At 53.4% G+C, this 26,330-nt stretch carries 24 protein-coding genes and 1 tRNA gene; 7 read left to right on the forward strand and 18 right to left on the reverse strand.

Features of this window, described 5'->3' with window-relative positions:
- Positions 1-68: 68 nt before the first annotated feature.
- Together PHN51_04115 and PHN51_04120 are read left to right on the forward strand one after the other, a co-directional pair.
- Positions 69-1,037: a pirin-like C-terminal cupin domain-containing protein gene (locus PHN51_04115; protein ID MDD2817964.1), complete on the forward strand. Its 969-nt coding sequence runs from the start codon at positions 69-71 to the stop codon at positions 1,035-1,037.
- 2 nt (positions 1,038-1,039) lie between these two features.
- Entirely contained in the window at positions 1,040-1,966 is a 927-nt protein-coding gene (locus tag PHN51_04120; protein MDD2817965.1) for a pirin family protein, read from the forward strand.
- Here PHN51_04120 and PHN51_04125 read toward each other — a convergent pair whose 3' ends face one another.
- Genes PHN51_04125 through PHN51_04150 form a run of 6 tightly spaced genes read right to left on the reverse strand, consistent with a single transcriptional unit; the run spans position 1,967 to position 8,589 of the window.
- Complete coding sequence (locus tag PHN51_04125) at positions 1,967-3,181, reverse strand: acyl-CoA dehydrogenase family protein (GenBank protein MDD2817966.1); 1,215 nt, start codon at positions 3,179-3,181, stop codon at positions 1,967-1,969. It abuts the gene before it with no gap.
- 26 nt (positions 3,182-3,207) lie between these two features.
- Positions 3,208-4,257, reverse strand: coding sequence for an acyl-CoA/acyl-ACP dehydrogenase (locus PHN51_04130; protein ID MDD2817967.1), 1,050 nt, complete (start codon positions 4,255-4,257; stop codon positions 3,208-3,210).
- 47 nt (positions 4,258-4,304) lie between these two features.
- On the reverse strand, positions 4,305-5,003 hold the full coding sequence (locus PHN51_04135) for a CbiX/SirB N-terminal domain-containing protein (GenBank protein ID MDD2817968.1): 699 nt from the start codon (positions 5,001-5,003) through the stop codon (positions 4,305-4,307).
- Between the two features lie 3 nt (positions 5,004-5,006).
- A complete protein-coding gene (gene cobA, locus PHN51_04140; GenBank protein MDD2817969.1) occupies positions 5,007-6,239 on the reverse strand; it encodes a uroporphyrinogen-III C-methyltransferase in 1,233 nt (410 codons plus the stop codon).
- Positions 6,221-6,928 carry a phosphoadenylyl-sulfate reductase gene (locus PHN51_04145; protein MDD2817970.1) on the reverse strand — a complete coding sequence of 236 codons (708 nt, stop codon included), beginning with the start codon at positions 6,926-6,928 and terminating at the stop codon, positions 6,221-6,223. Before PHN51_04145 ends, cobA begins: the two co-directional genes overlap by 19 nt.
- Positions 6,925-8,589: a nitrite/sulfite reductase gene (locus tag PHN51_04150; protein MDD2817971.1), complete on the reverse strand. Its 1,665-nt coding sequence runs from the start codon at positions 8,587-8,589 to the stop codon at positions 6,925-6,927. Before PHN51_04150 ends, PHN51_04145 begins: the two co-directional genes overlap by 4 nt.
- A gap of 128 nt (positions 8,590-8,717) precedes the next feature.
- Between PHN51_04150 and PHN51_04155 the strand changes: the two genes are divergently transcribed.
- On the forward strand, positions 8,718-9,524 hold the full coding sequence (locus PHN51_04155; GenBank protein MDD2817972.1) for an META domain-containing protein: 807 nt from the start codon (positions 8,718-8,720) through the stop codon (positions 9,522-9,524).
- Between the two features lie 96 nt (positions 9,525-9,620).
- On the opposite strand, the gene PHN51_04160 is transcribed toward PHN51_04155, so the two are convergent.
- Complete coding sequence (locus PHN51_04160; protein ID MDD2817973.1) at positions 9,621-10,283, reverse strand: hypothetical protein; 663 nt, start codon at positions 10,281-10,283, stop codon at positions 9,621-9,623.
- Positions 10,284-10,504: 221 nt separating this feature from the next.
- Between PHN51_04160 and PHN51_04165 the strand changes: the two genes are divergently transcribed.
- Together PHN51_04165 and PHN51_04170 are read left to right on the forward strand one after the other, a co-directional pair.
- Positions 10,505-11,473 (forward strand): DUF1996 domain-containing protein, encoded by a 969-nt coding sequence (locus tag PHN51_04165; GenBank protein MDD2817974.1) that lies wholly within the window; start codon positions 10,505-10,507, stop codon positions 11,471-11,473.
- Between the two features lie 144 nt (positions 11,474-11,617).
- Complete coding sequence (locus PHN51_04170) at positions 11,618-12,826, forward strand: amidohydrolase family protein (protein MDD2817975.1); 1,209 nt, start codon at positions 11,618-11,620, stop codon at positions 12,824-12,826.
- A gap of 78 nt (positions 12,827-12,904) precedes the next feature.
- On the opposite strand, the gene PHN51_04175 is transcribed toward PHN51_04170, so the two are convergent.
- The 11 genes from PHN51_04175 to PHN51_04225 all read right to left on the reverse strand — a co-directional run bounded on the left by PHN51_04175 (position 12,905) and on the right by PHN51_04225 (position 23,215).
- Positions 12,905-13,801 carry a hypothetical protein gene (locus tag PHN51_04175; GenBank protein ID MDD2817976.1) on the reverse strand — a complete coding sequence of 299 codons (897 nt, stop codon included), beginning with the start codon at positions 13,799-13,801 and terminating at the stop codon, positions 12,905-12,907.
- A 134-nt stretch (positions 13,802-13,935) separates the two neighbouring features.
- Entirely contained in the window at positions 13,936-14,808 is an 873-nt protein-coding gene (locus PHN51_04180) for an LLM class F420-dependent oxidoreductase (protein ID MDD2817977.1), read from the reverse strand.
- Between the two features lie 40 nt (positions 14,809-14,848).
- Positions 14,849-16,165 carry a hypothetical protein gene (locus PHN51_04185; protein MDD2817978.1) on the reverse strand — a complete coding sequence of 439 codons (1,317 nt, stop codon included), beginning with the start codon at positions 16,163-16,165 and terminating at the stop codon, positions 14,849-14,851.
- A gap of 50 nt (positions 16,166-16,215) precedes the next feature.
- Positions 16,216-16,288, reverse strand: a tRNA-Arg gene (locus PHN51_04190).
- A 9-nt stretch (positions 16,289-16,297) separates the two neighbouring features.
- Positions 16,298-17,590, reverse strand: a complete 1,293-nt coding sequence (hemL, locus tag PHN51_04195) for a glutamate-1-semialdehyde 2,1-aminomutase (GenBank protein MDD2817979.1) — start codon at positions 17,588-17,590, stop codon at positions 16,298-16,300.
- Positions 17,591-17,595: 5 nt separating this feature from the next.
- Entirely contained in the window at positions 17,596-18,570 is a 975-nt protein-coding gene (gene hemB, locus PHN51_04200) for a porphobilinogen synthase (GenBank protein MDD2817980.1), read from the reverse strand.
- Between the two features lie 12 nt (positions 18,571-18,582).
- Positions 18,583-19,641: a ferrochelatase gene (locus tag PHN51_04205; GenBank protein ID MDD2817981.1), complete on the reverse strand. Its 1,059-nt coding sequence runs from the start codon at positions 19,639-19,641 to the stop codon at positions 18,583-18,585.
- The gene (locus tag PHN51_04210) at positions 19,638-20,348 is read right to left on the reverse strand and encodes a chlorite dismutase family protein (protein MDD2817982.1); all 711 of its coding nucleotides are present in this window, start codon (positions 20,346-20,348) and stop codon (positions 19,638-19,640) included. Before PHN51_04210 ends, PHN51_04205 begins: the two co-directional genes overlap by 4 nt.
- 4 nt (positions 20,349-20,352) lie before the next feature.
- The gene (gene hemG / locus PHN51_04215; GenBank protein MDD2817983.1) at positions 20,353-21,723 is read right to left on the reverse strand and encodes a protoporphyrinogen oxidase; all 1,371 of its coding nucleotides are present in this window, start codon (positions 21,721-21,723) and stop codon (positions 20,353-20,355) included.
- Positions 21,724-21,727: 4 nt separating this feature from the next.
- Complete coding sequence (gene hemE, locus PHN51_04220) at positions 21,728-22,798, reverse strand: uroporphyrinogen decarboxylase (GenBank protein MDD2817984.1); 1,071 nt, start codon at positions 22,796-22,798, stop codon at positions 21,728-21,730.
- Positions 22,799-22,807: 9 nt separating this feature from the next.
- Entirely contained in the window at positions 22,808-23,215 is a 408-nt protein-coding gene (locus PHN51_04225) for a hotdog fold thioesterase (protein MDD2817985.1), read from the reverse strand.
- Positions 23,216-23,328: 113 nt separating this feature from the next.
- Between PHN51_04225 and PHN51_04230 the strand changes: the two genes are divergently transcribed.
- Together PHN51_04230 and hemC are read left to right on the forward strand one after the other, a co-directional pair.
- Entirely contained in the window at positions 23,329-24,588 is a 1,260-nt protein-coding gene (locus tag PHN51_04230; GenBank protein MDD2817986.1) for a glutamyl-tRNA reductase, read from the forward strand.
- Positions 24,575-26,218, forward strand: coding sequence for a hydroxymethylbilane synthase (gene hemC, locus PHN51_04235; GenBank protein ID MDD2817987.1), 1,644 nt, complete (start codon positions 24,575-24,577; stop codon positions 26,216-26,218). Before PHN51_04230 ends, hemC begins: the two co-directional genes overlap by 14 nt.
- Positions 26,219-26,330 lie beyond the last annotated feature (112 nt).

Genomic DNA, 26,330 nt, shown 5'->3' on the forward strand with positions numbered 1-26,330 from the left:
TTCGGACGGGAATAGATTTGCCCTTGAGATAGTTGAATGATAAACTACTTTCAACGAAAGGACCTCCCATGGCCGCCATCACCGCAGATCCCCTGACCCTTCCACGCCTTGCTGTTGCATCCCCAGTGGCTGAGCAGCGTCAGGTCAAAACTGTTGTCACCGCACCCCAGGCCTTTGAGGGCGAAGGCTTCCCGGTGAAGCGTGCCTTTTTTGGTCTCAGTCAGGCTGACCTTGACCCGTTCATTCACATGGATCAAATGGGTGAAGTTGAATACGCGCCAGGTGAACCAAAAGGCACTCCATGGCACCCACACCGTGGCTTTGAAACCTTCACCTATCTCATTGATGGCCAGTTCATTCACCAAGATTCCAATGGCGGTGGCGGACTCATCCTTGATGGCGGTACGCAGTACATGACAGCCGGCAATGGCCTTTTGCATATTGAAACTCCGCCAGCTGCGCTCGTAGAAGCTGGAGGGTTGTTCCACGGATTGCAGTTGTGGATCAACTTGCCCCGCGCGAAAAAGCGCATTGATCCGCAATACCAAGATCTTCAGGGCAAGGATTCAGCGCTGATTACCAGTGCTGATGGTGGGGCAATTCTTCGTGTGCTTGCTGGTGAAGTTGCTGGTCACAAAGGCCCAGGTATTTCACACACGCCGCTATCGATCGCTCACCTCACCCTTGCACCTGGTGCGCAGATTGATATTCCATGGAGCCCAACGTTCAACTCGATCGTCTACGCACTTGCAGGTCAAGGCACTGTTGGCTTAGAGCAGCGCCCATTGCATTCAGGTCAAACTGCAGTGATGGTTTACGGAGATACCTTGCGCATCACGGCCAGTGAAACTCAGGAATCACGTTCACCAAACTTTGAACTCTTCATCATTGGTGGTGAACCACTTCGTGAGCCTGTGGTTGCATACGGTCCATTTGTGATGAGCACCAAAGAAGAAATCGTCGAAGCCTTCGAAGATTTCCAAGCTGGCAAGTTGGGTGTCATTCCCGCAAACGCGATTCAGCCTCACCGGGCTTAGCGATGAATCAAGTAGAACTTCTCAAGCCTTGGGAAGTCGCGCTTGGGCCAGATGAAGGCTTGCCGGTTCGTCGAACGTTGCCCACCCGCCGTCGTTCACTCATTGGTGGATGGTGCTTCATTGACCATTTCGGCCCGCAGGAAGTCAGCCTTGGAAAAGGTATGCAGGTTGGCCCGCATCCGCATACGCAGTTACAAACGGCAAGTTGGTTGTTTTCCGGCGTTATTGAACATCGCGATAGTGCCGGAAATGTTGCAGTAGTGCGACCAGGCGAACTCAATCTCATGACTGCGGGCAAAGGCATTAGTCATTCGGAGCGTTCCTTGCCGGAGAGCAGTGAACTTCATGGGGTTCAGTTGTGGGTTGCTTTGCCGAGCACAGCGCGATTCGCTAATCCGGGGTTCGAACATTTCATTCCGGATGTCACTGCGTTTACTGGTGGAACTGCGCAGGTGTTCTTGGGGGAGTTGCTCGGTTCGAAATCACCGGTTGCCACTCATTCGCCGCTAGTTGGTGCTGAATTGCGAGTCGATTCAGGAACATCTATTGAGTTAGCGGTCAATCCAACTCATGAGCATGGCCTGCTTGTGGATCGCGGTGATGTTGCATTGAACGGTGAAGCCGTGCCAGTACATCATCTTGGTTATCTAGCACCCGGATATTTAACTGTAACGATTACTGCTGAGAGTGATGCACGGTTGTTACTCATCGGCGGTGAACCACTGGGTGAAGAAATCGTGATGTGGTGGAACTTCATTGGTCGAAGCCATGAAGAGATCGTTGAATATCACCGATTGTGGCAAGCAGAAAACATGAACTTCACGACGCAGCCTGCGGATCATCCATTTTTTGGTTGGCCAAAAGGAGAAGGTCAGGAACCAATCTTGGCTCCTGACCTTCCACCCGTACGTTTAAAAACTCGCAGCTAGTTACTTCTTCTTGCCCGCTAGGAAAACCTTTGCGCCAGGAAGCTGAGCCTTTGGTAAGCCGAGCACGTGCTGCGCGATGATCGTGCGGAAAACCTCAACAGTTCCCCCATAGGTAGCAGTTCCTTGAGCAAAGCGATGTGCGTATTCAATATCGCCGATACCGATGGACCCTTCAGTATTCATGGGAAGAAGCCCCACTGTTCCCACGAGATCTTGAAGTTGTGCGGCGTTTTTCACCAGAACGTCGGATGCTTTAACGCGACCCATGGGGCCTGGTGTGCTGATGCCAGCTTCGTAATCAACCATTGCGGCACCTAGGCGTTCGCGAACACGAATGTCTTTCGCGAGCAGTTCGCCATCGGCGTTTGTGTTTTTATTCGCCCAGGTCGCAACTTCATTCATTGAGGCGCCAAGAACCCGACACATGCCGGTTCCCACTGACACGTCAGTCAGGCCACCATTCATGTCAAGCCCAATGCTGTGTTCTTCATCAAGGGGACCATGGAGAACCGTCCAGCCATTATTTTCCCCACCTACGCGCATGGAGTCACTCACCTGAACATCTTCGTAATACACGATGTTGGTGCGCTCACCACTGAAGGTGCGAATGGCTTGAATGGTGACGCCCTCTGATTTCAAGGGCACCAAAAACATGGTGATGCCCTTGTGCTTTGGTGCTTCTGGATCAGTGCGGGTAATCAAGAAGGTGTAAGTAGAGATATGTGCACCAGTTGTCCACATCTTGGAACCGTTGATGGTCCACATGTCGCCATCGCGAACAGCCCGAACTTTCGCGTTGGCGATATCAGATCCACCATCTGGCTCTGAGTAGCCAAGGCACATCACAGCTCGGCCAGCTGCGCATTCTTTAAGGATGGGATCGGCAATAACAGGATCCATGTATTTGCGTACTGCGGCCATCGGGAGAGATGACGTTCCTTGCATCATCATCACTCGTGCATCTTGACGAATGAGTTCCAGTTCCATGATGCGCTTTTGCACTGGGCTGAAGCCGGCGCCGCCTTGTTCAACGGGTAGTTCTGGATAAAGCCAGCCACGTGCACCAAGGGCTTCATACACCTTGGGGTTGAATCCACTACCTGTTTCATGTTCAAGTTGGAATACGTCGGGGGTGAAAATTTCAGCGAGGAAGCTGCGAATCTCCTGCTGCAAGGCGCGGTCTTCTGCACTGAGTTCTACGAGTCCGAAATCCATGGGAGTCTCCTTTTCTTATTCGTAAACTACTTGACCGAAGCCAAGACGCTGTCGCCAATAGATGCCAAATGTGCACTTGGATCGCCGGCAATTGAGCCCCAACCCTTTGCGCGTAGGAAGTACATGCTGATGTCGTTTTCGACAGTGAAGCCAAGGCCGCCTTGTAGGTGTGCTGCTTGTTGCGTGCCATGGGTTGCGGTGTTTGACGCATAGACAAGTGCAATGGCAGGAAGTTCTGGTCGTTCGTTAGGAGCAAAGTCCAGGTACCACGCAGCCTTGCGAGCGATATTGCGGGCACCTGCAATGTTCGTAGCGATATCAGTGAGCGGAAATGCCACGCCTTGCAGAGTTGCAATGAGCACGCCCATGGTTTCGCGGGTCTTCGTGAACTCCACCGTGAGTCCAAGTGCGTATTCAGTAATGCCTACGAGTGCAGCCGCCGTAAGCACCATGCGTTCATCATGTGCGCGGGTATAGATGCGATGAGCTTCAGTTCCAGTTGCAATGACTGTGCGCTGAGTGACTGAATCGAAATCCCACCAAGCAAGCGGGGTTGAACCTTGATTAGCAACATGGGCAAACGGGGTGTCTGCGCTCAACAACACGAGATTGTCGCCGACTAGAGCGATCACATCGCGAGCAATTGCTCCCGCAGGAACCAATTGCTTTGCACCGGCAACAACAGGAGCACTAGCCAGAGCAATGATGCGAGAGCCATCTGCGGCACCAGCAAGAACTTCTGCAACCGCATCATTTTCGGCTGCTGCAAGAGCTCGGGACGCAACGATGTGCTCGATGAACGGCACAGGTGCGATTGCTCGGCCAAACTCTTCAGCAACAAGTTCAAGTTCAACCATGCCGGCACCATCGCCGCCTGCAGATTCAGGCAGCCCCATGGTGGTGGTGCCCATTTCTACGAGGCGATCCCACAATCCTTGATCAAACCCAAGTGGTTGCGATGCGCGCACGAGCGAGGTTGGGCACTGATCGGAAAAGAAATCACCAAAGGCAACGAGCACCTCTTGGCTGACTTCTTCCAGGGTGTAGTCATTTCGGCGTAGTTCAACAAGATCCACGAAAATCCTCCATCAGTACTCGCCCCCAATTGTGGTGGACGGATGGCCTATGTGCGTGTGGTTTGCAAAAGGCGCAGGGCAAGGATCTCAATGAGCGCTGATTCCGCAAAGAGTGGGGTCGTTGATTTCAGGCTAAGGGATTGCGCTGCAGCGCTCACTTGATCGGCCAAGACGCCAGGGAAGAGGGTGAAGGTTGCCATGTGTGGCGCAAGCCCGGTTCGAGCCTGAAGTTCCAGCGCAGCGGTCTTCAAGAATTCACCAGACTCGGATGCCGCCGCAGCGACAACTTCGCGGCCAGTGGCCTGCATCCAGGCGGCAACTAAATCTCGCATTGCATCTTGGGCCTGCTGGCTTCGCCCACTGGCCCAAGCCACGACCACTGGTGCAGCGTCGGGAATTTGGGCATCAAGAGCTAAAGCCAGGGATAGATCTAGGCCCACGGTTTCACCAACGGTGATGGCCAGGCGACTGTCACGCTCAGCGGTGGTAACCGCGGCGGGAATGTCACGAAGTGCATGCGCAGCATTACTCAAAAGCAAAGGAAGCACGACAACTTCTTGGAGTGACCCAGCATCGCGTTCTCGACCAATTGCAGCGGTGAGTGTTGGCCAGTTGTGATCAAGATAAGCGGCTCGAACAATTGGACCATTGAGAGAAGTTTCAAGACGGGTTGCAACATCTTCAACAGCTGTGCTTGATCTTGGATCAGGGCTGCCGTGCGCCAGCAGAACTACTAAAGGCGACATGATCTATTGAATGCTGTTGGTGAATGATGGTTCGGCAGCAAGAAGATGAGGAACGGTCACAACATCTCCAATGACGATTACCGCTGGGTTAGTAACTCCAACATCAGAGGCAATCGCGGCAATTGATTCCAAAGTTCCAACAGTTACGCGTTGTTGAGGCGTCGAAGCTTTTTCAATCAAGGCGACAGGTGTGGACGATGACTTTCCGCCAGCAATCAATCCAGTAGCGAGTGCAGGAAGGGTTGCAACGCCCATTAACACCACGAGTGTGAGATCAACTTGAGCCAGAGCAGTGAGATCGTTGAGTTGATGGCCTGTGATCACTGCATAGCCGTTGGCCAAGCCTCGGTGAGTGACGGGAATTCCTGCAGATGCTGGGCCTGCAACTGCCGAGCTAATGCCTGGAACCACATCAACACTGACACCAGCATCTATGCACGCTTGCACTTCTTCTGATCCGCGACCAAACACAAAAGGATCGCCGCCCTTAAGTCGAACGACGCGCTTACCAAGCAGGGCACGATCAACAATCACGGCGTTGATTTCATCTTGATTCAGCGTGTGATGCCCTGGGCGCTTTCCGGCTTCGATGAGTTCAACATCTGGAGCCAAGGTTTCAAGAAGCGAGGTTGGTCCAAGGCGATCGAATACAACAACATCAGCTTTCGCCAGTTCGCGTCGCCCGCGAACAGTGATGAGTTCTGGGTCTCCTGGGCCGCCGCCAATGAGCACAACATGACCTTGGGTTGCGCGCACGCGACGAATTGGGAGCGCACCAACGGTGAGTTGGTCAGCAATTGCATCGCGAATTGCCGCTGCGCGGCGCGGATCAGCATTGGCAGTGACGGCAACAGTGACATCGTCAACACGTGTGGACGCAGGAGTCCAAGCTTGTGAGAGCAACGCTTGATCAGCACGAATGCACCACGTGCCTTGGGCATCCGCCTCAGCGGCGACGAGTTCATTCACATCGGCGAGGTTTGTTGTTGCATGCACCAGCCAAGCTCCAACGAGGTCGCCGGTTTCGAATGCACGACGATGCAGTTCTACTTGATGAACTTGTGCAAGTTCTTCAATGCGCTGATTGATCACAGGGGAGATCACCACAATGTGTGCGCCGGCTTCAATCAGAGACGTGATGCGTCGTGCTGCAACTGTTCCTGCACCAACCACCACAACACGCTTACCTGCGAGGTTGAGCGAAATTGGGTAACTACTCACGTGTGCAACCCGCATTCGGTCTTTTCCTTGCCAGCCCAACGACCTGAGCGAGGATCTGCGCCAACTTCAACGCGAGCAGTGCAAGGAGCGCAACCAATGGATGGGTATCCGGCGTACATCAGTGGATTAACAGGTACGTCATTTTCCAATGTGTAGCGAAGCAGATCCTCATCAGTCCAATTAAGGATTGGTGAAATCTTCAGAACACCACGCTTTTCGTCGAATTCAACAACTGGAACGTCTTCACGATGAGGAGCTGCTGCAATGCGTAGCCCTGTAATCCAAGCTTCGTAGCCCACAAGTGACTCTTCCATTGGCTCGACCTTGCGAAGTTTGCAGCAAAGATCTGGGTCGCGATCCCAAAGATTTTCACCGTACAACTCATCTTGTTCCTGCAAACTCATCACTGGGGTGATGGTGAGCAAGTTGATGTTGGTGCGAGCAACAAGATCATCGCGTGTTGTCAGTGTTTCTGGGAAGTGGTAGCCAGTATCGAGGAAGACAACCGGAATCTCAGGTGCAGTTGCGGCAATGAGATGTGAAATTGTGGTGTTGGCCATTGCTTGGGTTGCAACGACGCGACCAGCAAATGAATCAGCTGCCCAGCGAATTACTTCAGCCGCATCCGCGCCCTGCAAGCCGGCAGTCGCGTAACGCGCAACTGCTTGCAGAACTCGTGCATCGCTGCGCTGGGCAATGCTCATCGAATTGCCTCGTCATCCGCGCGAAGTGCCCATGTGCTGAACGCTTCATCGTTTTCGCGTTCTGCGACAAAGCGGCTAAACACGCGCTCGACATAGTCAGGAAGGTCATTTGCAGGAAGACGCAAGCCCTTCACTGTGCGACCAAAGCCTGATTCTTGACCCAGGCGTCCACCAAGGTGAATCTGGAAACCTTCAACATCGTTGCCATCGGCATCTAGCGCGCGAATGCCCTTAAGGCCAATGTCAGCAACCTGAATGCGTGCGCATGAGTTCGGGCAACCATTCACATGTACGGCAAGGGGCAAAGTGTTTTCTGGGAAACGAGCTTCAAGCTCGCCAACAAGTGCCGTTGCGCGGTCCTTGGTGTTCGTGATTGCCAACTTGCAGAACTCCACGCCAGTGCAAGCCATCGTTGAGCGACGGAAGGCTGACGGGTAGACCTCAAGACCGATACCTGAAAGACCGGTTGCAAGCGCATCAACATTTTCCGATGCAACATTGAGCACCACGATCTTCTGGTCTGCGGTGAGATGCACTCGATCTGAACCTGCAGCTTCTGCAAGATCTGCAAGAGCAAGTAAACGCTCACCAGACAGACGACCAACAGTTGGCGCAGCACCAACATAATTGCGCCCGTCTTTTTGTGGAAAGACGCCAACGTGATCGCGCATTCCGGTTGCAGCAGGGGCTGGACCGTCAGTGAGCTTGCGGCCGAGGTATTCAGACTCGAGGACTTCACGAAACTTCTCTGCGCCCCAGTCAGAAACCAGGAACTTCAAGCGGGCTTTGGTGCGAAGGCGGCGGTAACCGTAATCGCGGAAAATCTTGACAGTTGCGTGCCACACATCTGGAACTTCTTCGAGTGATACCCAAGCGCCAAGGCGAACCGCAAGGTGAGGGTTTGTAGAAAGTCCGCCACCAACCCAGACGTCAAAGCCTGGGCCATGTTCTGGGTGAACGACACCAACGAAAGAGATGTCGTTGATTTCATGCGCAACATCCAGGCGCGGTGAACCACTGATTGCACTCTTGAACTTGCGAGGCAGGTTTGCAAGTTCTGGATCGAGCAGGAAGCGATTCAAGATTGCTTCGATTGCTGGAGTGCCATCGATGATTTCGTCGACTGCTACGCCTGCAACGGGCGAACCCAAGATCACGCGCGGGACGTCACCACAGGCTTGCGCACTTGAGAGACCTACGGATTCCAAGCGGCGCCAAATTTCTGGCACATCTTCAATGCGAATCCAGTGAAGTTGAATGTTTTGACGATCAGTGACATCTGCAGTGTTCTGCGCGAATTCAACTGAGATGTTTGCGATGGTGCGCAGTTGTTCAAGGGTCAGACGGCCACCGTCTGAGCGAACGCGCATCAAGAAGTTGGAGTCTTCCAGATCTTCTGGCTCTAGTTGTGCAGTGCGTCCGCCATCGATTCCTGGCTTGCGCTGGGTGTACAGACCCCACCAGCGAAGGCGGCCGCGAAGGTCGTCGCTTGGAATGGAATCAAAGCCCTGCTTGGAATAGATGGTTTCGACGCGCTCACGAACAGCCAGGCCATCACCCTCTTGCTTCATCTCCTCATTTGGGTTGAGAGGAGAGTTGCCATCAACAGCCCACTGGCCATGGGATTTGGCCGGACGGGTCGGACCGGTGGTGGTGGTCATGGCATTCCTTCGTGGGGTTGGTGGTGCGCAGGGGAACAGGCTCGACAGTAATTCGCACCTGTCAGGACTGTCTACGACAAACCCGACACATGCGAAGCCTTTGCATGAGGGCGACGTACGCTGAATCCATGAGAACAACGTTGAATATGAATGGCCGGATTGCAGCAACCTTGGTCGCGGTCGTGGGCCTCACCTTGAGCCTTGGGGCAGTGGCGGCATCGGCGGCATCGCCAGCGCCACTTAAAGGCACGCAATGGACTGTGGTGACCTACCCAAGTGCCACTGGCCAGCAAACTCCCGGCACCACCGGGGCAAGTGCGGCCACCTTGAATTTTCGCGCAGGCGGCACGATCAACGGATTCACCGGATGTAACACCTTTAACGGCACGTATCGCCAGTCCGGATCATCGCTGACCTTGGAACTTGGGCCGATGACCATGAAGGCATGTGTTGGACCGATCTCAGTTCAAGAAGCCGCAATCATGAAAAACTTCCCGAAGGTGAAGTCATTTGTGAATACCGGCAATCTCACGTTGAAAGATGCCAAAGGCAAAACTCTCTTTGTGTACAAGACCACAGCAGTTGGTTTGCCAGGCACGTCGTGGCAAGCAACAGGTGTAAATAACGGCAAGCAGGCGGTTGTTGGCGATGGAAACGTTGCAATGATCACTGCAGCGTTCAGCGCAGATGGAAAACTCACAGGTAAGGGGGGTTGCAATAACTACACAACGACCTACACCTTGACTGGCAAAACTGGAATCAAGATTGCGCCAGCTGGCGCGACCATGATGATGTGCCAACCTGAATCGGTGATGGCCACTGAATCCCAGTACTTCGCTGCATTGGCAAAGGCTGTGACCTATGTTCGTGAAGGCGGCAAGCTGACATTGCGCGATGCTGCTGGTGCAATTCAGGTGACTTACGTTTCGCAGTAGTGCGCGATTCAATCGGGACATAAGTAAGGCAGTAAATAAGTCAGGCCGGGCAAATTCCTTGAATCGCCCGGCCTCACTCTTTACTTATTCAATGGGTTAGTCCTTGAAATGTCCAAGTGCTAATCCGTTGCTGTTCATCAACACATTCCAGTTTTCATTGCTGTGCATCCAATTGAAGTTCGTGCGTGGTGGATTGAGCAGGCTTGGAGCAATAGCTGTGCCAGCTGGGAAAGTGGCTGTCACGGCAACCTTGTAGTCACTCTTTGCTTTATCAAGCAATGTTTGGGCCGTTGCTCGAGTTGTATTCAATTGTGTTTGTGCTGCGGCCTTTGCTGTTGTTAGTGCTGCGGTGAATGCTGCAGCCGCCTGATCGCGAGCTGCCTTAGCCGCGACAGTGTCGGTGTTGGTGTCTTTTGCAAATTGATACGCATCCTCACCAATGGCAAGCGCCACACTTGGCGCACTCATCGCTGCGAGTAGATCGCCTTGAATTTTCACTACTGCTGAGCGCAGTGTTTGATTTATTGGTGCAACTATTGTCAAGTAGTTCTTGCGTGCCCCGGAAATTGCCGTGAACTGCCCTGGTGACAGTTTGATCCGTGCAGACACGAAACCTGAACTATGTGACGAGTTTCCTGAGTTGCCATTGCCTTTGCCTCGACCATGATCATCAGCAAATGCGCTCGTCGCCGCTAAAGGAATTGAAATCGCGATTGATGCAACTGCCGCAGTTGCAATAGCGCGTGTTGTCTTGTTCATGTGATCCCTACTTTCTTATTTGCCCCTCAGCTGCAGTGTGTGACGGGTTGTCTTTACCTGAAACCAAGAAATGGCAAAGTCGAGGTAAAGCGAAGGAATCGAATTTCCAGATCATGAGGAAACCTTCACATTCACAGGCGTTTCACATGATTGTGCGAGATCACTCCCAAAGTGGCTCAACACACTTCGGCCTAAGAGTTTCCTACCGAGAGTGAGCTGAAATGCACGTTTGGAAAATTGCGGCAAGCGCGATGGTTGTGACAGGAGTAGTAGCCACTGGGGTAATCGCTTCACTTCCTGCTAGTGCGGCGCCGGGTGATTCACGAACCTTTGGCGTGCGCTGCGCATTTAGTCACACGAACACCACTGATGCGATTGTTATGCCAGGTATGAGAAACATGAGTCATCAACATGAATTCTTCGGTAACATCACGACTAACGAACTCACTTCTGGTGCAACGCTGCTCGCAGGTTCAACGACCTGCGACGATTCCAATGACCGTTCGGCATATTGGGTTCCTGCGCTCTTCAATAACGGAACTCGTGTAGCCCCTGTCGCAATGAGCGTGAGGTACGACTCAACAAATGCAGGATCGACCACCGCATTTCCTGTTGGCTTCAAGGCTGTGTCAGGTCGCACCAACCAAACTGCTGCATGGGGTTGTGGTGCACCTGGCGTAGAGCCGACCTTCAGTGCTGACGTGGCAAATGTTCCAACCTGCGCAGGTGAGCAGCATTTAATTGCTCAAGTAACGTTCCCAAATTGTTGGGATGGCACCAGTGTGGATAGCGCGAATCACATGGCTCCTCTGGTGTTTGCAACCCAAAATTCAAATGGCTCGTTGACGTGCCCAAGTGACCATGCAGTGGCTGTTCCCAAGGTGGTGCTGCAGGTTCACTATCCCCGTTCAGTGGTGGGTGGGGCAGCGGTCACATTGGCAAGTGGTGCTGCATCAACCTTGCACGGCGACATGTTTGAAGCCTGGAGTGGCTCAAGCCTCACCAATCGGCTTCGCGTTCCTCGAGTAGATGCGCCTGCTGATCAGCGGCCAACTCCTCGGCCCGCAGATCAGCGTCCGATGCCAGGTGCAGGTGGGCAACGTCCAATGCCTATGGCAGGTGACCTTCGCCCGGCACCGGCTCCTGCAGGACAGAGCCCAGCCCCTCGTCCGGCTTTGCGCATCGCCTAGTCAAATGCGTCACACAAAGGCGGCAGTTCCTCACGAGGACTGCCCCCTTTGTGAGTGATAGATATGAATTACGAAAATTCATTGACGAGAGGGGCAGCGCGGCCTAAGTTTTGGCCATCCCCTGCATGAGCCCAAGGAGCCCCGATGAGTCACATCACGCCACCGGTATTTGATGCCGATCAGCACATGTACGAAGCAGCCGATGCGCTGACCCGTTACTTGCCTGAGCAGTACCAGTCCGCAATTCAGTTTGTCACGATTGGCCGCGCTACTCGCATCGCTGTCAATGGTCGGATCACGGAATACATTCCAAACCCAACCTTTGACCGTGTTGCTCGTCCGGGTGCTCATGAGGCGTTCTACGCAGCTCAGAACCCAGAAGGTCTATCCCTCAAGGAAATGACCGGCCGTGGTATCGATGCAATGCCAGAAATGCGTGACCCAGAGTCACGCGCAAAGCTCCTTGATCAGCAGGGTGTAACGGCGACCTTTAACTTCCCAACCTTGGCGAACTTGGTTGAGACCAGTGCTGCTGAAGATTACGAACTCACGGGCGCTGTTATTCACGCATTGAACCAGTGGATGGCCGAGCAGTGGACCTATAACTACAAGGATCGCGTGTTCTCAACACCCGTAATCACCTGTGGAACTGTGGAAGGCGCACTCAAGGAATTTGAGTACGTGATGTCCAAGGGCGTCAAGATGATCGTGATGAAGCCAGCACCAGTGTTTGGACCAAAGGGATGGCGTTCACCAGCACTTCCAGAGTTTGATCCATTCTGGCGCGAGGTTGAAGCATCAGGAATTCCTGTTGCCTTCCATGGCAGCCAGCCACCGTTGGATAGTTATGTTGATACGTGGGAGCCTCGTACCTCGAACAACTTCATGGGCATGGGCACGTTCCGTCGTGTAGTGCTTGGTCACCGTGAAATGTCAGACATGGTCGCCAGCCTCATCTGCCACGGCACCTTCACTCGCTTCCCTAACCTCAAGGTGATGAGTGTGGAAAACGGCAGTGACTGGATCAAGCCACTCTTTGATGACCTCACCACCATCTACAAGAAGATGCCACAGGGCTTCGAAGAACATCCACACGATGCCTTCCGACGCAATATGTGGGTCAGCCCATTCTGGGAAGGCAAGGTCAACGACCTCATCGATCTCGTTGGTAAAGATCGCGTGCTCTACGGCTCAGACTGGCCACACCCAGAAGGCCTTGAAGAACCTAACGGCATCTACAAGTATTCAGATCCGATGACTGATGACGTGACCTATGACTTCATGGGTGACAACGCTCGTCGTTTGATGGGTATGCCAGTGGTCAACCCAAAGGGTGATTACCTCAAGGTGTAGCTCAACGTAAATAAGGCCCGACTCTCGTTGAGAGTCGGGCCTTATTCGTTTCAGACAACGGGCGCAGCAAGGAACCTCTTATCCGCGCGGATCTCCAGGAATTTGCACATTGGTGAAGCGCATTGGTGCACCGAAGGTGTCATGTGGATCTGCGATCAGGGTGTGTTCGTCACGAGCGATGATCGCAATGTTCTTTGACGCTAGGAATGCCTCTGCTCGATCAAGATCAAGTACCTTCCAGGTAACCGCATGGCACATGTCGCCATTGCGTGAAAGATCTTGACCAGCGATTGAATCCGGTTCAAGTGGCTGAGCAATTTCAACAATGGTGTTTTCGCCCACGAGCACATACACATTGCGTGTTCCGGTGAGATCTGAAGTCGACTCGTGCAGAAGCTTGCCTTGCAACACATTGGTGAACAGGTTCGTCGCCTTGTCGATGTCGGCAACAACAACGGTCGCGTAGGCCATGCGAACAAGCCCGAGTGGATATTGCTCCCAGGCTAAATCGTTGAAGTCGGGGGAGAAGCGTGGATCAGTCGGAATGATGTGTGGGAAGAACTCCAGTTGCGTATGTGTATCGCGTGGGTGAGTAAAGAGTGAGCCAGCTGAAGGGCGTTCAGGTAGTGGCACGCCACCATCGGTGACGACTCGAACGCCGAGATCTGTCATCTGCTGCCATGCGGCGCCTACATCGTCGAGATACCAAGCAAGTGAATGCCAGTGACGACCAAAGCGGGAGTAGAATCGGCCAACAGGCATTTCTTCGGCACCAGGAACCTTGCTTGCCGCCATTGGTTCGATGATGGCATCACCAATCACAATCAGTGAAGCATCGCGCTTTTCAATTTCCGAATAAGCATTGTCCATAATGCCGCGGATTGGCTGAAAGATTTCGTCATACCAAGCATCGAGCTCGGCTAGATCATCTGAAATATGGATGATGTGAAAGAGCTTGCCGATTGTGAATGTCATCGTGATTCTCCCGTGCGGCTAGTGGCCTAAGCGATGCATCGGAAGATACCCATAACTCGCCTATGTGAGCAGGGAAACGAAAAAACCCAAAAAGAATTGTGAGGCGAGTAAAGACTGAAGCTGGTGAGAACGTTCTAAATCTCACTTAAGCGCGAAACAACGCGTGAAGCAAAGCGTTCCACCCATGCTGCCGGGTCTGGAGCAGGTGGAGATACCCATACCTGATCAACACCCATTGCTGCGTAAGCCTCCATTTGCGTAAGGAAGGCATCAACATCAGGATCTTGACCTGGTGCTCCAGTGGTAATGGTTTTGTGCACAGTTGCTGGATCTCGCCCGATATCTTCGCAATGTTGATTCAACACATTGATCTTGTGCTCAACTTCTGCTTGATCGAAAGCAAAGAGGTTGCATGAGTCTGCGTACTGAGCGACTAAACGCAAGGTTTTCTTTTCCCCTCCGCCGCCAATCAGAATTGGTGGGCGTGGTTGCTGAATCGGTTGTGGAACGCAAATGGTTTCAGTGAGTTGATAGTGCTTGCCGTTATAAGGCCCATCGTTTTCGCTCCACATTTGCAAACAAATCTGGAGTGTCTCTTCTAGTCGTTCAAAGCGTTCAGCCACTGGAGGAAATGGAACACCGAGCCCTAGGTGTTCACGTTCATACCAAGCCGCGCCAATACCAAGTTGCGCTCGACCTTGTGACAAGACATCGAGAGTGGTGACAGTTTTGGCGAGTAGGCCTGGGTGGCGGTAGGTCACACCAGTGACGAGTAAGCCAAGAGTGATAGTGCTGGTGTGTGCGGCAAGAAATCCCAAGGTGGTGTAACCCTCGAGCATGGGATCTTGAGCAGTTGCAAGTTGTTCCATCTGGAACCAGTGATCCATTACTGTGAAAACCGAGCAACCGCCAGCTTCAGCGGCGCGTGCAGTTGCTGCGATCGTTGATGCCATGGCTGCTGAGCCGCCTGGCAAGGTGAAGTTTGGGTTGTGGATCGCGAGTTTCATGTTGCAAGACTAGGTTCGAATGGGAAGCCGGAGGGCGCAATTACTGAAGTTCTCGCACGAGATCACCGAGATTGAGGCTTTTCCAATTCTCAATCAGGTTGGTCATGGTGTGCAGCATGACTCGGGAGGTATATAAATCCCGGAAAATTGGGTCGCGCGGTCCAGAAACAGCATCGATATCTTCAATATCGCGGGCGATGGCCACAGGTGCGGCCATGGAGATTCCGAAGTTGGTGGCCAAGGAGAGGCGAACATGCAGACTCAACTCTTCAGGGGAGATTTGGTCGTCGCCCTGGGCGTTAAATTCTTGAACAAAGGCCGCAAGGATTTCATCGAGATTTTCAGCCCAGACCTTTGGATCTGCGCACCCAAGGGCACCGCTCACTACTTGAGTAAAAGGCAGGACTCCACAGTTGGCCCAGTCAATGAAGCCGCAGTCAAGCGAGCCATCAGGAAGACGTTCAAACCAGCAGTTGTCGATGTTGCCATTCCAATGAGCAAAGGCAACAAACTTGGGGCGGCCGCTTTGCAGAATTTCTTGAATGCGATCACGCGCAAGAAATCCATCAGCCACAAATGCTAAGAAGTCTTCGCGTAGCCCTGCATCTTGGAAATGCGTGGGAAAGAGTTTTGGGTAACGCTCAATGAAATCGAACATGCGGTGAGCGCGCTGCATCGTTTGCTCATCGGAAACCTGCGAACGAAATTGTGCTGCGCCAGCTTCAGCATCGGCAAAGAGTTCATCGAACTCGGGTGAAAGTTTCCCTGCACGATGCGCGCCTGAAAGTCGGCCCATGCTGGCAAAGATTGCGCGGTAGTGATCAACAGCATCAGCATCGTCCATGAGGTAGTCCATGCACTTTGGGTGCGGAACTTCAACATTGCCTTCGCCATAGGGAATGAGTTCGGTAATTAGAAGGCCAGTTTCAGAAACGGGTTCGAGATCGCCAAACATTAAGAGCGGAACGTTCACTGGGAAATCAGGGGAGCGCGAGAGCAGTGCAAAGTTCACTTCAGAAAGCATCATGTGTTTCGCGCTATCCCATAAAGCGTTGTCGAAGTTGCGCGAGAACTTCACGAAGAGACGCTCAGGAAGTTTTGGATCGGGCTTTTCGTATGAAACGGTCAAGCGAAGCTTCTTGCCACTGCCACCATCAAAGAATTCTGCGGAATCAATGATCTCCACCACACGATTGTTCTCAGCAAGTTGGCCTGACGCGCGAAAGGCGTAGGTGAGGAACTCGGTGCCGCCTTCAAGGAGTGCCTCTGGATCGGCCGGGATTGACAGGCCGAAGTTATCGCCAACTACCCAGGATTCCTGCGTGGCTTCATTTTCAGCTGCCACGGGTGAATTCACTGGGACACGTTATCAATGTGTGTTGTGCGTGACCTGAACATTGTGAAAAGCGCGCCCGGAGGGACTCGAACCCCCAACCGACTGGGTAGAAACCAGGAGCTCTATCCGTTGAGCTACGGGCGCCAGTGCTACTTACTGTCTGGCTGCTCTCGCAGCAACATCAGCAGCACGCGCAATTATTGCAAGATCATCATCGGTGTGAGCAGCCGATACAAACCACGCTTCATACGCTGAAGGTGGCAACCACGCGCCGTTTTCCAGCATGGCATGGAAGAAGCGCCCGAACGCTGCGGTGTCTTGGGTCTTGGCATCGTCGTAGGTGTGCACTGGCTTGTCGGTGAAGAAGAAACTGAAGAGATTGCCAGCGCGCTGAGGTTGATTGGCAACCCCGTGCTTGGTGAGCGCATCAGCAATGATCGTGAACACTTGATCTGCCATCGCATCTAGGTGCATGTAGACATCTGGGGTGCAGTTGCGCAGTGTTGCAAGGCCCGCAGTGGTCGCAACAGGGTTTCCGCTGAGTGTGCCTGCTTGATACACAGGGCCAGCTGGCGCAAGAAGATCCATGATCTCTGCATTACCAGCTACAGCAGCAAGCGGCATTCCGCCACCAATCACCTTGCCGTAGGTAAACAGATCAGGAGCCCAACCTTCACGAGTTCCTTCAATGCCCCACCAGCCATCAGCTGAAACGCGGAAGCCGGTCATCACTTCATCAAAAATGAAGACAGATCCGTATTGCTTGCACAGTTCACTAATTCGCTTGTTGAAACCAGGTGGTGGCGGAACAACGCCCATGTTTGCTGGAATAGCTTCTGTGATCACTGCAGCGATTTCATTACCTCGCTGAGCAAAAACTTCTTCAAGGGCTTTCACGTCGCCATAAGCGAGGGTGATGGTGTCTTTCGCCGCGCCTTCGGTTACGCCAGGGGAGTCAGGAAGACCAAGGGTTGCAACACCAGATCCAGCAGCAACCAACATTGAATCCGCGTGACCGTGATAGCAACCCGCAAACTTCACAATGACATCGCGCTTGCTCTTTGCGCGAGCGATACGAAGAGCAGTCATCACTGCTTCAGTTCCTGAATTGGTGAAGCGCACCTTTTCAACGGCATTCACTCGACTCACAATTGCTTCTGCGAGTTCAACTTCTGGCGGGCAGGGAGCACCAAATGAAAATGAGTTCATTGCAACGTTTGCTACATCAGAAACAACATCTGGGTGAGCGTGACCGAGGATTGCTGGACCCCATGCGCCAACGAGATCAACGTATTCATTGCCATCAACGTCAGTAATACGTGAGCCCTTGGCTTTGGCAACGTAGGGAGGCTTGCCACCAACAGAGCGGAAAGCGCGAACCGGAGAACTTACGCCTCCTGGGATAACGGCTTGGGCACGCTCGAACCAACGTTCTGATTTATTCACAAGGTTTACCGATTCAGCAAGTGAGCAACTTCCGTTGCCCAGTAGGTGGCGATGATGTCAGCGCCTGCGCGCTTCACTGATGTGAGAGTTTCAAGAATTGCGCGTTCGCGATCAAGCATGCCCGCGGCTGCTGCGGCTTCAATCATTGATGATTCGCCAGAAACCACGTAGGCCGCAACGGGAACATCAACTTCGCCACTTACTCGGGCGATGACATCTAGGTAGGGAAGACCTGGCTTGACCATCACGATGTCTGCGCCTTCAGCGACATCAAGACGTACTTCGCGAATTGCTTCCATAACATTGCCTGGATCTTGTTGATACGACTTGCGATCCCCTTCGAGGGAAGATTCAACGGCGTCGCGGAATGGTCCGTAAAACGCTGACGCGTATTTAGCAGCGTAAGCAAGAAGAACCGTGTCGATATTGCCTTCAGCATCAAGGGCTGAGCGCACTGCGCCAACTTGCCCGTCCATCATGCCGCTCAAACCAAGAATGTCCGCGCCTGCATCAGCAAGGGTGATGGCCATGCGTTGGTATTGCGCCAAAGTTGCGTCGTTGTCAACGTTGCCGTGGGCGTCGAGCACACCACAGTGGCCATGGGTGGTGAATTCATCAAGGCAAAGGTCCGCAATCACTGGAAGTGAATCGCCAACTTCAGCTTTAGTCCAACGAATTGCGTCAGCCAAGATGCTGTCGTGCGCACAAGCTGCCTCGCCATTGGCATCTTTATTGGCAGGAACCCCGAAAATCATGACTGAGCCAACGCCAGCATTCGCTGCTTCATTGACTGCGGCTTTGAGGGAGCTCTGAGTGTGCTGAACCACGCCTGGCATGGATCCAATGGCAATCGGTTCGCTCGCGCCTTCACGCACGAATACAGGCAGGATCAGATTTGCTGGATCAAGATGAACCTGACGCACCAAGCGACGCATGCCTTCAGTGCGACGCAGGCGGCGCGGGCGCTCGTGGATGTTCATAGTGGAATCAGCCTAGACCCCGGGGATCGTGGCCAAATCTGCTCGGGGGTTGGGGCAGCAGGTGCCAGAGCACAGGCCAGCAGGGGTGCTTCGGGTAGTGCCGTCATAGAGGGCGTCTTCCACCACATCCGCCAATGCCGCTACGAAATCCTTATCAATCCCTGGGGTGGGGATGCGCACGAACATCAGGTTGGCTTCTTCGGCGGTGGCCATTGCCTCGTTATCAAGATCCCAGATGACTTCCATGTGATCGCTGATGAATCCGATGGGCACGACCACCACTGCTGTGGTTTCCCCTGCGGCACCGAGCTCGCGGATCACGTCATTGATGTCTGGTTCGAGCCAAGGATCTGTAGGGCGGCCACTGCGTGATTGGAAGACCAATCGATGAGGTGGCTTCATCAACGTGCTGATGTTCACCATTTTCATCATGTCGTTCATGACTTCTTCATGTTGACGGACGTATTCGCCAGGTTCAACGAATGGTTCCGGGCCTGACTTCAATGCAGAGTCAGTAGGAATGGAATGCGTAGTGAAAAGAATCTGAATTGCCGGCTCAAGGTGATTTTCTGAAATAAGAAACTTCAATGCATCAATAAGCACGCTTGCTGGCTTCGTGCGAAATCCAAGGCGATTGCCGTATGGGTGCGCCATTGAAATGTTGATATCACTAGAAGTTTCAGTGAGGGCCTTTGCGATGTTCTCGCGATATTGGCGACACCCGCTGTATGAGGAATACGCACTTGTGCCGATGGCCAATACGTTGGTGCGTTCATCGGCTTGCATGTCGTTGATTGCGTCTACGAAGTACGGCTTCCAGTTGCGATTACCAAAATAGATCGGAAGGTTGACGCCGCGATCCTTTAATTCATGTCGAAGTTCATCGATCAAATCAAGGTTTTGTTGATTGATAGGGCTCACGCCCCCAAAGCGAAAGTAATGCTGTCCAACAACCTCTAGGCGTTCTCGCGGAATGTTGCGACCTGCAGTGACATTTTCTAAGAAAGGAATGACGTCGTCAGGGCCTTCTGGCCCACCAAATGATGCAAGCAGAATCGCGTCGTAGGTCATTGCAGGCTGGCAACCCAAGTAGCCGCATCAACACGGCGACCGGTGAAGAAAGGAATCTCTTCGCGAACATGCAGGCGAGCCTTTGCTGAACGCAAGGTGCGCATCATGTCTACGATTTCGTCAAGGTCATCTGATTCAAGAGCAAGAAGCCATTCGTAGTCACCAAGCGCAAACGCGGCAACAGTGTTGGAAAGAATCCCACCAAAATCACGGCCCATCATTCCGTGCTCGAACAGCATTTCGCGGCGCTCATCTTCAGGGAGCAAGTACCACTCGTATGAGCGCACGAATGGATAGACCGAGATCCAATCCTTTGGTTCCTTGCCGAGCATGAATGAAGGTACGTGTGACTTATTGAATTCAGCTGGGCGATGCATACCCATGCCTGACCATGTCATTTCCAACGATTGACCAAGTTGAGACTGACGAAGTTCGCGAAGTGCTTGCTGAATGGCATCTGCTGTTGGCGCATGCAGCCAAGTCATCACATCTGAATCGGCGCGTAGCCCTGAAATGTCATAAAGACCGCGCACGGTGATGTCACGGGATGCCCAGCTTTCAAGCAAGGTGTTGAACTCTGCAAGAGCAGACTCTTCTGGGCGGTAGATGCGCTTGAACGCGGTCCAGCAGGTGTAGCGAATGGTTTCATTTGCCTCGCGTGCTGTGAGCTTTGGTTTAGATGCAATGCGGACATCAGAAGTAGTCATGGGGCTAGTTTCTCACTTCGTTCATAGTGGCGCGCGCTTGGCTAATGGTGCCAGCCAAACCGTTGCCGGCAAGACCTGCAATTGCTAAAGAAAGGCCTTTGGTTTGGGCTTCGGCAGCCTTGAGGGCTGAAACCTTGGCTCGATGCCCAACACGAGGGTGAACAAGTGAACCAGTCCAACGCGCAGCGTGCGTGGTTTCGAAGGCCGGAAGAGATGCCCCCAAGAGAAGTTCAAGATCTGCATGGGCGATCGTTGGCAGATCTTCGATCCTTTCCTTAATCACGCCATCACGACCATAGGAAAGTCGAACCACATGACGGCCAGGACCATAGGCCTGGCGAATCCATTCCCATTTCGCTGATGCGTGCGTGATCGCCTTGGCTTGGATCTTGGGAGTGCTTGGTGCGATAAGAGCACCGGAGCCCAGCGGGTCTTCATCCAGAAGTGGTGTTGAGACAACTGCGGCGAATACAACGACGTCACCACCAGTGATCCGTGAGAGCGGCTCTTGAATTGCGGGAATTGATGACAACACCGGCGCTGCTGCGTGTGCAGCAAGGGCAACAACGGCATGTTCCGTTTCAAATGCTTCCGATTTTGTCGTGATCGTCCATGTTGCTCCGCTAGCACTGACATCACTCACTGGCGTATTGACGATCAATTCAACATTCATGTGTTCTAGATCGGCAACTAGGGCATCGATGAGTTGTGACATCCCACCAACAAGTCCGTTCACTGCGGCACCGGGTACTCCTGAGGCTGCGCGAATTGCTGCAGCAGCATTTGCAAGTCCGCCGTGTTTTTGTGTTGCCGCTGTAATGCCCGGCATCAGCGCTTCTGCTTCAGCAAGATCAGGGTGCAATGCATGTACGCCGCCTACAACTGGCGTAGTGATGTAATCAGTTACTTCGTCACCTAGACGCGAGCGCACAAGTGCACCAAGAGTGAGTTCGGGATCCCAGTTCGTTGGTACCGGTTGTGCGTCAAGTTCGGCAGCACGCTGAGCAGCTTCTTTACCAATGATCGCCACGATGTCATCAGCAAGGGGATTTGTGGGAATTCCCAAGAGTGCATGCGGCATCGGGAAGGTTCCTTGGGGAACAACTAGGCGTGAATCAGATCGACGAGGTGCAATCACTTGATCGCCAAGGCCGAGCTCTTTGATCAGATCAAGAGTTTCTGGCCGAGCGATTGCAAAGGCTTCAGCGCCAACATCGACGGTCACGCCACCGAGTGTTAATCCCTGAATTGCACCACCGAATCGATCGCTCGCTTCAATGAGGCATACAGATTTTCCTTGAGTTGCCGCTGTGCGCGCAGCAACAAGACCGCTTATTCCGCCGCCAACAATCACGACATCAAAGCGACGAGCCAAGGTTCTAGCCTTCCTCGTGAACGAGAGCAACCATGCGAGTTAATACATCTGGATCAGTTTCAGGTGGAACGCCATGGCCAAGGTTGACCACGTGGCCAGGCGCGCTCAAGCCGCGTTGCAATACATCGCGAACATTGGCTTCCAACGCTTCCCACGGGCCACTGAGAAGTTCAGGATCAATGTTTCCCTGCAACGGTGTTGTTCCACCGAGCATCTCGTTTGCAACATCAAGAGGGGTGAATTGATCAACACCAACCACGGTTGCACCAACATCGCGCATTGCAACAAGCAAGTGACCAGTCTTGGTTCCAAAGTGGACTCGTGGAACAGGAAGGTCATCAACCATGCTCATTACCGCAGCGGAATGTGGTGCAACAAATTCCGTGTACTCATCAAGTGTGAGTGCGCCAGCCCATGAGTCAAAAAGTTGAAGTGCGCTGGCCCCAGCGATTGCCTGTGTGCGTAAAAACGTTCCAGTGACACGAGAAACCCATGCGAGCAATGCATGCCATGTTTCTGGCTCATCACGCATCAGTGCTTTTGTATGCAGATATTCGCGCGAGGGTCGGCCTTCAACTAAATATGAAGCCAACGTGAATGGGGCACCCGCAAAACCAATCAAAGGAGTGGTGTCGAGTTCTGCAGTAACGATTCCCACAGTTTCAATGATTGGCGCGAGTGCTGCTGGATCGAGTTCAGGAAGATTGCGCACTTGCTCGGCAGTGCGAATTGCTTCGCCCATCACTGGGCCAACGCCAGCAACAATGTCGACATCAATGCCGGCAAGCTTCAGTGGAATCACGATGTCGCTAAAGAAAATTGCTGCGTCAACCTTGTGGCGGCGAACGGGTTGCAAGGTGATCTCTGCGGCCATGTCTGGCCGAAGGCAGGAATCCAGCATTGCGGTGCCTTCGCGTAGCGCACGGTATTCAGGTAGTGAACGACCGGCTTGACGCATCATCCAGATCGGACGCGTGGCTGGTCGCCCGCCGCGGTAGGCCGTAATTAATGGTGAGTTCGCGGTGCGCCCAGAAATGAGCGGATGCTCCAAGGGAAGGGCGTCGAGGGAAGTCATGGCATCAACTTAGTTGCGGGCACGCTTGCGAATCACACAGGTGAGGCGAGCAGTGCAAGTGAGGTTGCCCTCGTCATCGGTAATGACGATGCCGTAGGTGGCGGTGCTACTGCCCTCGTGGATTGGGGTAGCCACAGCATGGACAGATCCGGTTCGGACCGCTTTGTGGTGGGTGCAGTTGAGCTCAAGTCCAAGGGAAACGCCATCTGAGCCAGCGTGCATCCCCCCTGCAATGGAGCCCACGGTCTCAGCAAGGGCGGCATTGGCGCCTCCGTGAAGGAGGCCGTACGGCTGAAGGTTGCCCATGACTGGCATCGAGGCCTTCACGCAACCTGGCTCCACGTGGGTAATGACCATACCCATGCTTTCCATCAAGGTGCCGTCTATCTGCGGGTAGGGCAACTCTGGTGCGGTCATGGCGCAAGTCTAGATCGTGAGGGAAAGTCGGCTTGAATGTCCACATCTAGGTCATGGGTCACACTTCCCGCACCGCGGGCGCGCTTGAGGCCAATTCACCGTAGAATCCGGACATGGTCATGGTGATGCTTGGTGCAAGCCACCATGACGTCACCCTTGATGAAGTCAGTCGCTTGGCATTAGCCACCGAAGGGTTGGCTCCTCGATTAACCGCTGCTAGTGCGGACATCAAAGGCGCAGTCGTTCTCTCCACGTGCAATCGCTTTGAAATCTATCTCGACCTCGAGCGCTTTCATGATGCAGTTGAACTCACGACATCTTCTGTTGCTCAAGCCGCTGGGCTTGATTCAGGTTTCGTTGTCGACGCGATGCGCGTCGTGGTTGGCACTGCCGTTGGTCAGCACCTCTTCTCCGTTGCCTCTGGTCTTGAGTCCATGGTCGTTGGCGAAGATGAGATCGCCGGCCAGGTGCGCCAAGCATTGGCGACGGCGCAAACTGAAGGCACAACGTCCCCAAGCCTTGAACGCTTAATGCAACGTGCACTAGCAACTTCGAAGTCAGTAACCAGCTCTACGGGCTTGGGCGCTGCTGGGCGTTCAATCGTCAGTGTTGGTCTTGATGTTGCTGAGCAGCGTTATGGGTCTGTTGCTGGTCGCCGTGCTCTTGTGCTTGGCACAGGTTCGTATGCTCGGGTTGTTACCGCTGCTCTACAAAAGCGTGGTTGTGTTGACATTCAGGTGTACTCATCATCTGGACGTGCAAATCAATTTGCACAAAATCGAGAAGTCTCGCCAGTCGGCCCTGAAGGATTGGTCGCCGCAGTTGCGAGTGCAGACATCATCGCTGCGTGCAGCGGGTCTGCCGAGTACTTGATCAATCGTGAATTGATGGAACGCGCACATGTCCTTCGCGATAAGACTGCTCACCCAGTTGTACCAATCATTGACTTAGCACTTTCGCCAGATATTGATCCCGATGTCACAACTTGCGAATGTGCGGATGTGATTAATCTTGAAGTGATTCGAGAATTTGCTCCGCGTGAACATTCATCGGCAATTCTTGAAGCTCAGGACATCGTGCTTCAAGCTGTCTCGGAGTTTGAGCTCTCAGAGTCAGGCCGCACCGCTGACCATGCTGTTGTCGCGATGCGCCAACACGTGATGTCGATCATCAATGAAGAGTTGGAACGCATCAGTACTCGCGTTGATGCAGAAACCGCAGAAGAAGTAGCGCGAGCACTCCACCGCGTTTCAAATTCCATCTTGCACACGCCATCGGTTCGTGCTCAGGAACTTGCACGCACAGGTGAGTTCGCTGACTACCAAAAGGCAATCCACACGCTCTTTGGTATTGAACTCGATGCCCGCGGCTAATCCGATTCGACTCGGCACGCGCGCCAGCCTTCTTGCTCGAACCCAATCAGCAACAGTGGGTAATGCGCTTGCTGCAATTACTCATCGCGAGTGGGAAGAAATCCTTATTCGCACTCCTGGTGATGACACCACGACTTCGCTGAACCAACCTGGTAACCCAGGTTTGTTTGTTTCAACCTTGCGTCGCGCACTCATTGCTGGTGAAGTGGACGTGATCGTGCATTCATTCAAAGACTTACCAAGCGCACCTGAACCTGGCATCACGCTTGCAGCCGTGCCGCTTCGCGAGGATCCGCGCGACGTGTTGGTGTGTCGTGATGATTTGACCTTCGCAACCTTGCCACATGGTGCAAAGGTTGGCACGAGCTCGCCGCGTCGCGCTGCAATGTTGTTGGCGCAACGCCCAGACCTTCAGATCGAACCGATTCGCGGCAATATCGACACCCGCATGCGCAAAGCAATTGACGGCGACGTTGATGCGGTGGTATTGGCCTACGCCGGCATTGCGCGCATTGGTCGGACGGAAATGATCAGCGAGATTCTTGATCCGCTAGAAGTAGTGCCTGCACCAGCTCAGGGCGCTCTTGCAATTGAATGTCGCTCAGGCGATGAGTTAGAAAGCTTCATAGCTCAACTACAAGATCCAGTCTCGCGCATCACCACTGCAGCAGAACGCGAAGTCCTGGTTGGTATCAATGCTGAATGCACCACAGCAATCGGCGCCTATGCAACCTTTGATGGTGCGCAGTTGGTGCTCACTGCAGAACTCTTTGATCGTGACGAACGGTCGAGAGTGCATCTGCGTGAATCACTGGCAGTAACCGATGTGATGCAAGCCAGAGCGATGGGCTTGCGTGCGGCGGCGGAGCTCCTTCGACCGAGTGAACATAAGCCCGTGTTGTTAGTGCGCGCGAGTGATAACGAAGCTGATGCGTCAGCGTTGAAGTCGCTGGGTATTTCGTCAATCACTGACTCCTATTTACACATGACTCAATCTGCATCGAGTGTTGATGCGAATCGCATGCTCGCCCAGTTGCGTGTCGGAGTCGATTGGTTTGTTGTGACGTCGCAAGTGGCGATACCAAGTTGGGCCAATTTGGTTGGTCGAGATGAACTTGCAACAGCATTCAAGGATGCAACTCAACGCGGCATGAAAATCGCAGTGGTTGGTGCAAAAACAGCCGAAACAGTTCGTGCACTCGGCGTTGACGTTGATCTCATTCCGCGCGAACCATCCGCTGCCGGCTTACTTAAGGAAATGCCTGACGGTGTTGGTTCAATTCTTTTTCCGCACGGCAGTATCGCCATGCGTGCACTTCCTGATGGCTTAAGTGCTAGTGGTGCAACAGTTCACGAAGGTGTTGTGTACGAAACAACAGTTGTCGCGCATGTGCCTGTATCGACTTTGTTGCTCGAACAAGATCACATCGGCGCGCTGATTCTGCGCTCACCAAGTGCTGCACGCGCTGTGCATCAGAAATATGGCAGCGCTCCGCAAGTTCCTGTCGTCGTTTCCGGGCCAACAACAGCCGCTGCTGCAACTGAACTGGGTTTTCACGTCGCTGCGATCTCGGACTCGCCGGCTGCCGAAGACATGGCCGCAGCCATTCATCACGCTTTGAATTCATAAGTTATCCACCGAGTCCGATTTTCCCGGATCTCATCCACAGATTCATTTTGCCCATAGCGATGGGTTCACCCTTTCTCGCACAGTTGCGCCATCGAGAACACACTCGGTTCGC

The sequence above is a fragment of the Candidatus Nanopelagicales bacterium genome (assembly GCA_028687755.1).
Classification (GTDB): domain Bacteria; phylum Actinomycetota; class Actinomycetes; order S36-B12; family S36-B12; genus UBA11398.

Bases quoted from the DNA above. Each gene is read 5' to 3' on its own strand.
- PHN51_04160 (MDD2817973.1), bottom strand. From the start codon at position 10,283: ATGAACAAGACAACACGCGCTATTGCAACTGCGGCAGTTGCATCAATC.
- PHN51_04165 (MDD2817974.1), top strand. From the start codon at position 10,505: ATGCACGTTTGGAAAATTGCGGCAAGCGCGATGGTTGTGACAGGAGTA.
- PHN51_04175 (MDD2817976.1), bottom strand. From the start codon at position 13,801: ATGACATTCACAATCGGCAAGCTCTTTCACATCATCCATATTTCAGAT.
- PHN51_04180 (MDD2817977.1), bottom strand. From the start codon at position 14,808: ATGAAACTCGCGATCCACAACCCAAACTTCACCTTGCCAGGCGGCTCA.
- PHN51_04205 (MDD2817981.1), bottom strand. From the start codon at position 19,641: ATGACCTACGACGCGATTCTGCTTGCATCATTTGGTGGGCCAGAAGGC.
- PHN51_04125 (MDD2817966.1), bottom strand. From the start codon at position 3,181: ATGGATTTCGGACTCGTAGAACTCAGTGCAGAAGACCGCGCCTTGCAG.
- PHN51_04150 (MDD2817971.1), bottom strand. From the start codon at position 8,589: ATGACCACCACCACCGGTCCGACCCGTCCGGCCAAATCCCATGGCCAG.
- PHN51_04145 (MDD2817970.1), bottom strand. From the start codon at position 6,928: ATGAGCATTGCCCAGCGCAGCGATGCACGAGTTCTGCAAGCAGTTGCG.
- PHN51_04120 (MDD2817965.1), top strand. From the start codon at position 1,040: ATGAATCAAGTAGAACTTCTCAAGCCTTGGGAAGTCGCGCTTGGGCCA.
- hemC (MDD2817987.1), top strand. From the start codon at position 24,575: ATGCCCGCGGCTAATCCGATTCGACTCGGCACGCGCGCCAGCCTTCTT.
- PHN51_04230 (MDD2817986.1), top strand. From the start codon at position 23,329: ATGGTCATGGTGATGCTTGGTGCAAGCCACCATGACGTCACCCTTGAT.
- cobA (MDD2817969.1), bottom strand. From the start codon at position 6,239: ATGCGGGTTGCACACGTGAGTAGTTACCCAATTTCGCTCAACCTCGCA.
- PHN51_04115 (MDD2817964.1), top strand. From the start codon at position 69: ATGGCCGCCATCACCGCAGATCCCCTGACCCTTCCACGCCTTGCTGTT.
- hemB (MDD2817980.1), bottom strand. From the start codon at position 18,570: ATGAACATCCACGAGCGCCCGCGCCGCCTGCGTCGCACTGAAGGCATG.
- PHN51_04135 (MDD2817968.1), bottom strand. From the start codon at position 5,003: ATGTCGCCTTTAGTAGTTCTGCTGGCGCACGGCAGCCCTGATCCAAGA.
- hemE (MDD2817984.1), bottom strand. From the start codon at position 22,798: ATGACTTCCCTCGACGCCCTTCCCTTGGAGCATCCGCTCATTTCTGGG.
- PHN51_04170 (MDD2817975.1), top strand. From the start codon at position 11,618: ATGAGTCACATCACGCCACCGGTATTTGATGCCGATCAGCACATGTAC.
- PHN51_04225 (MDD2817985.1), bottom strand. From the start codon at position 23,215: ATGACCGCACCAGAGTTGCCCTACCCGCAGATAGACGGCACCTTGATG.
- PHN51_04210 (MDD2817982.1), bottom strand. From the start codon at position 20,348: ATGACTACTTCTGATGTCCGCATTGCATCTAAACCAAAGCTCACAGCA.
- PHN51_04155 (MDD2817972.1), top strand. From the start codon at position 8,718: ATGAGAACAACGTTGAATATGAATGGCCGGATTGCAGCAACCTTGGTC.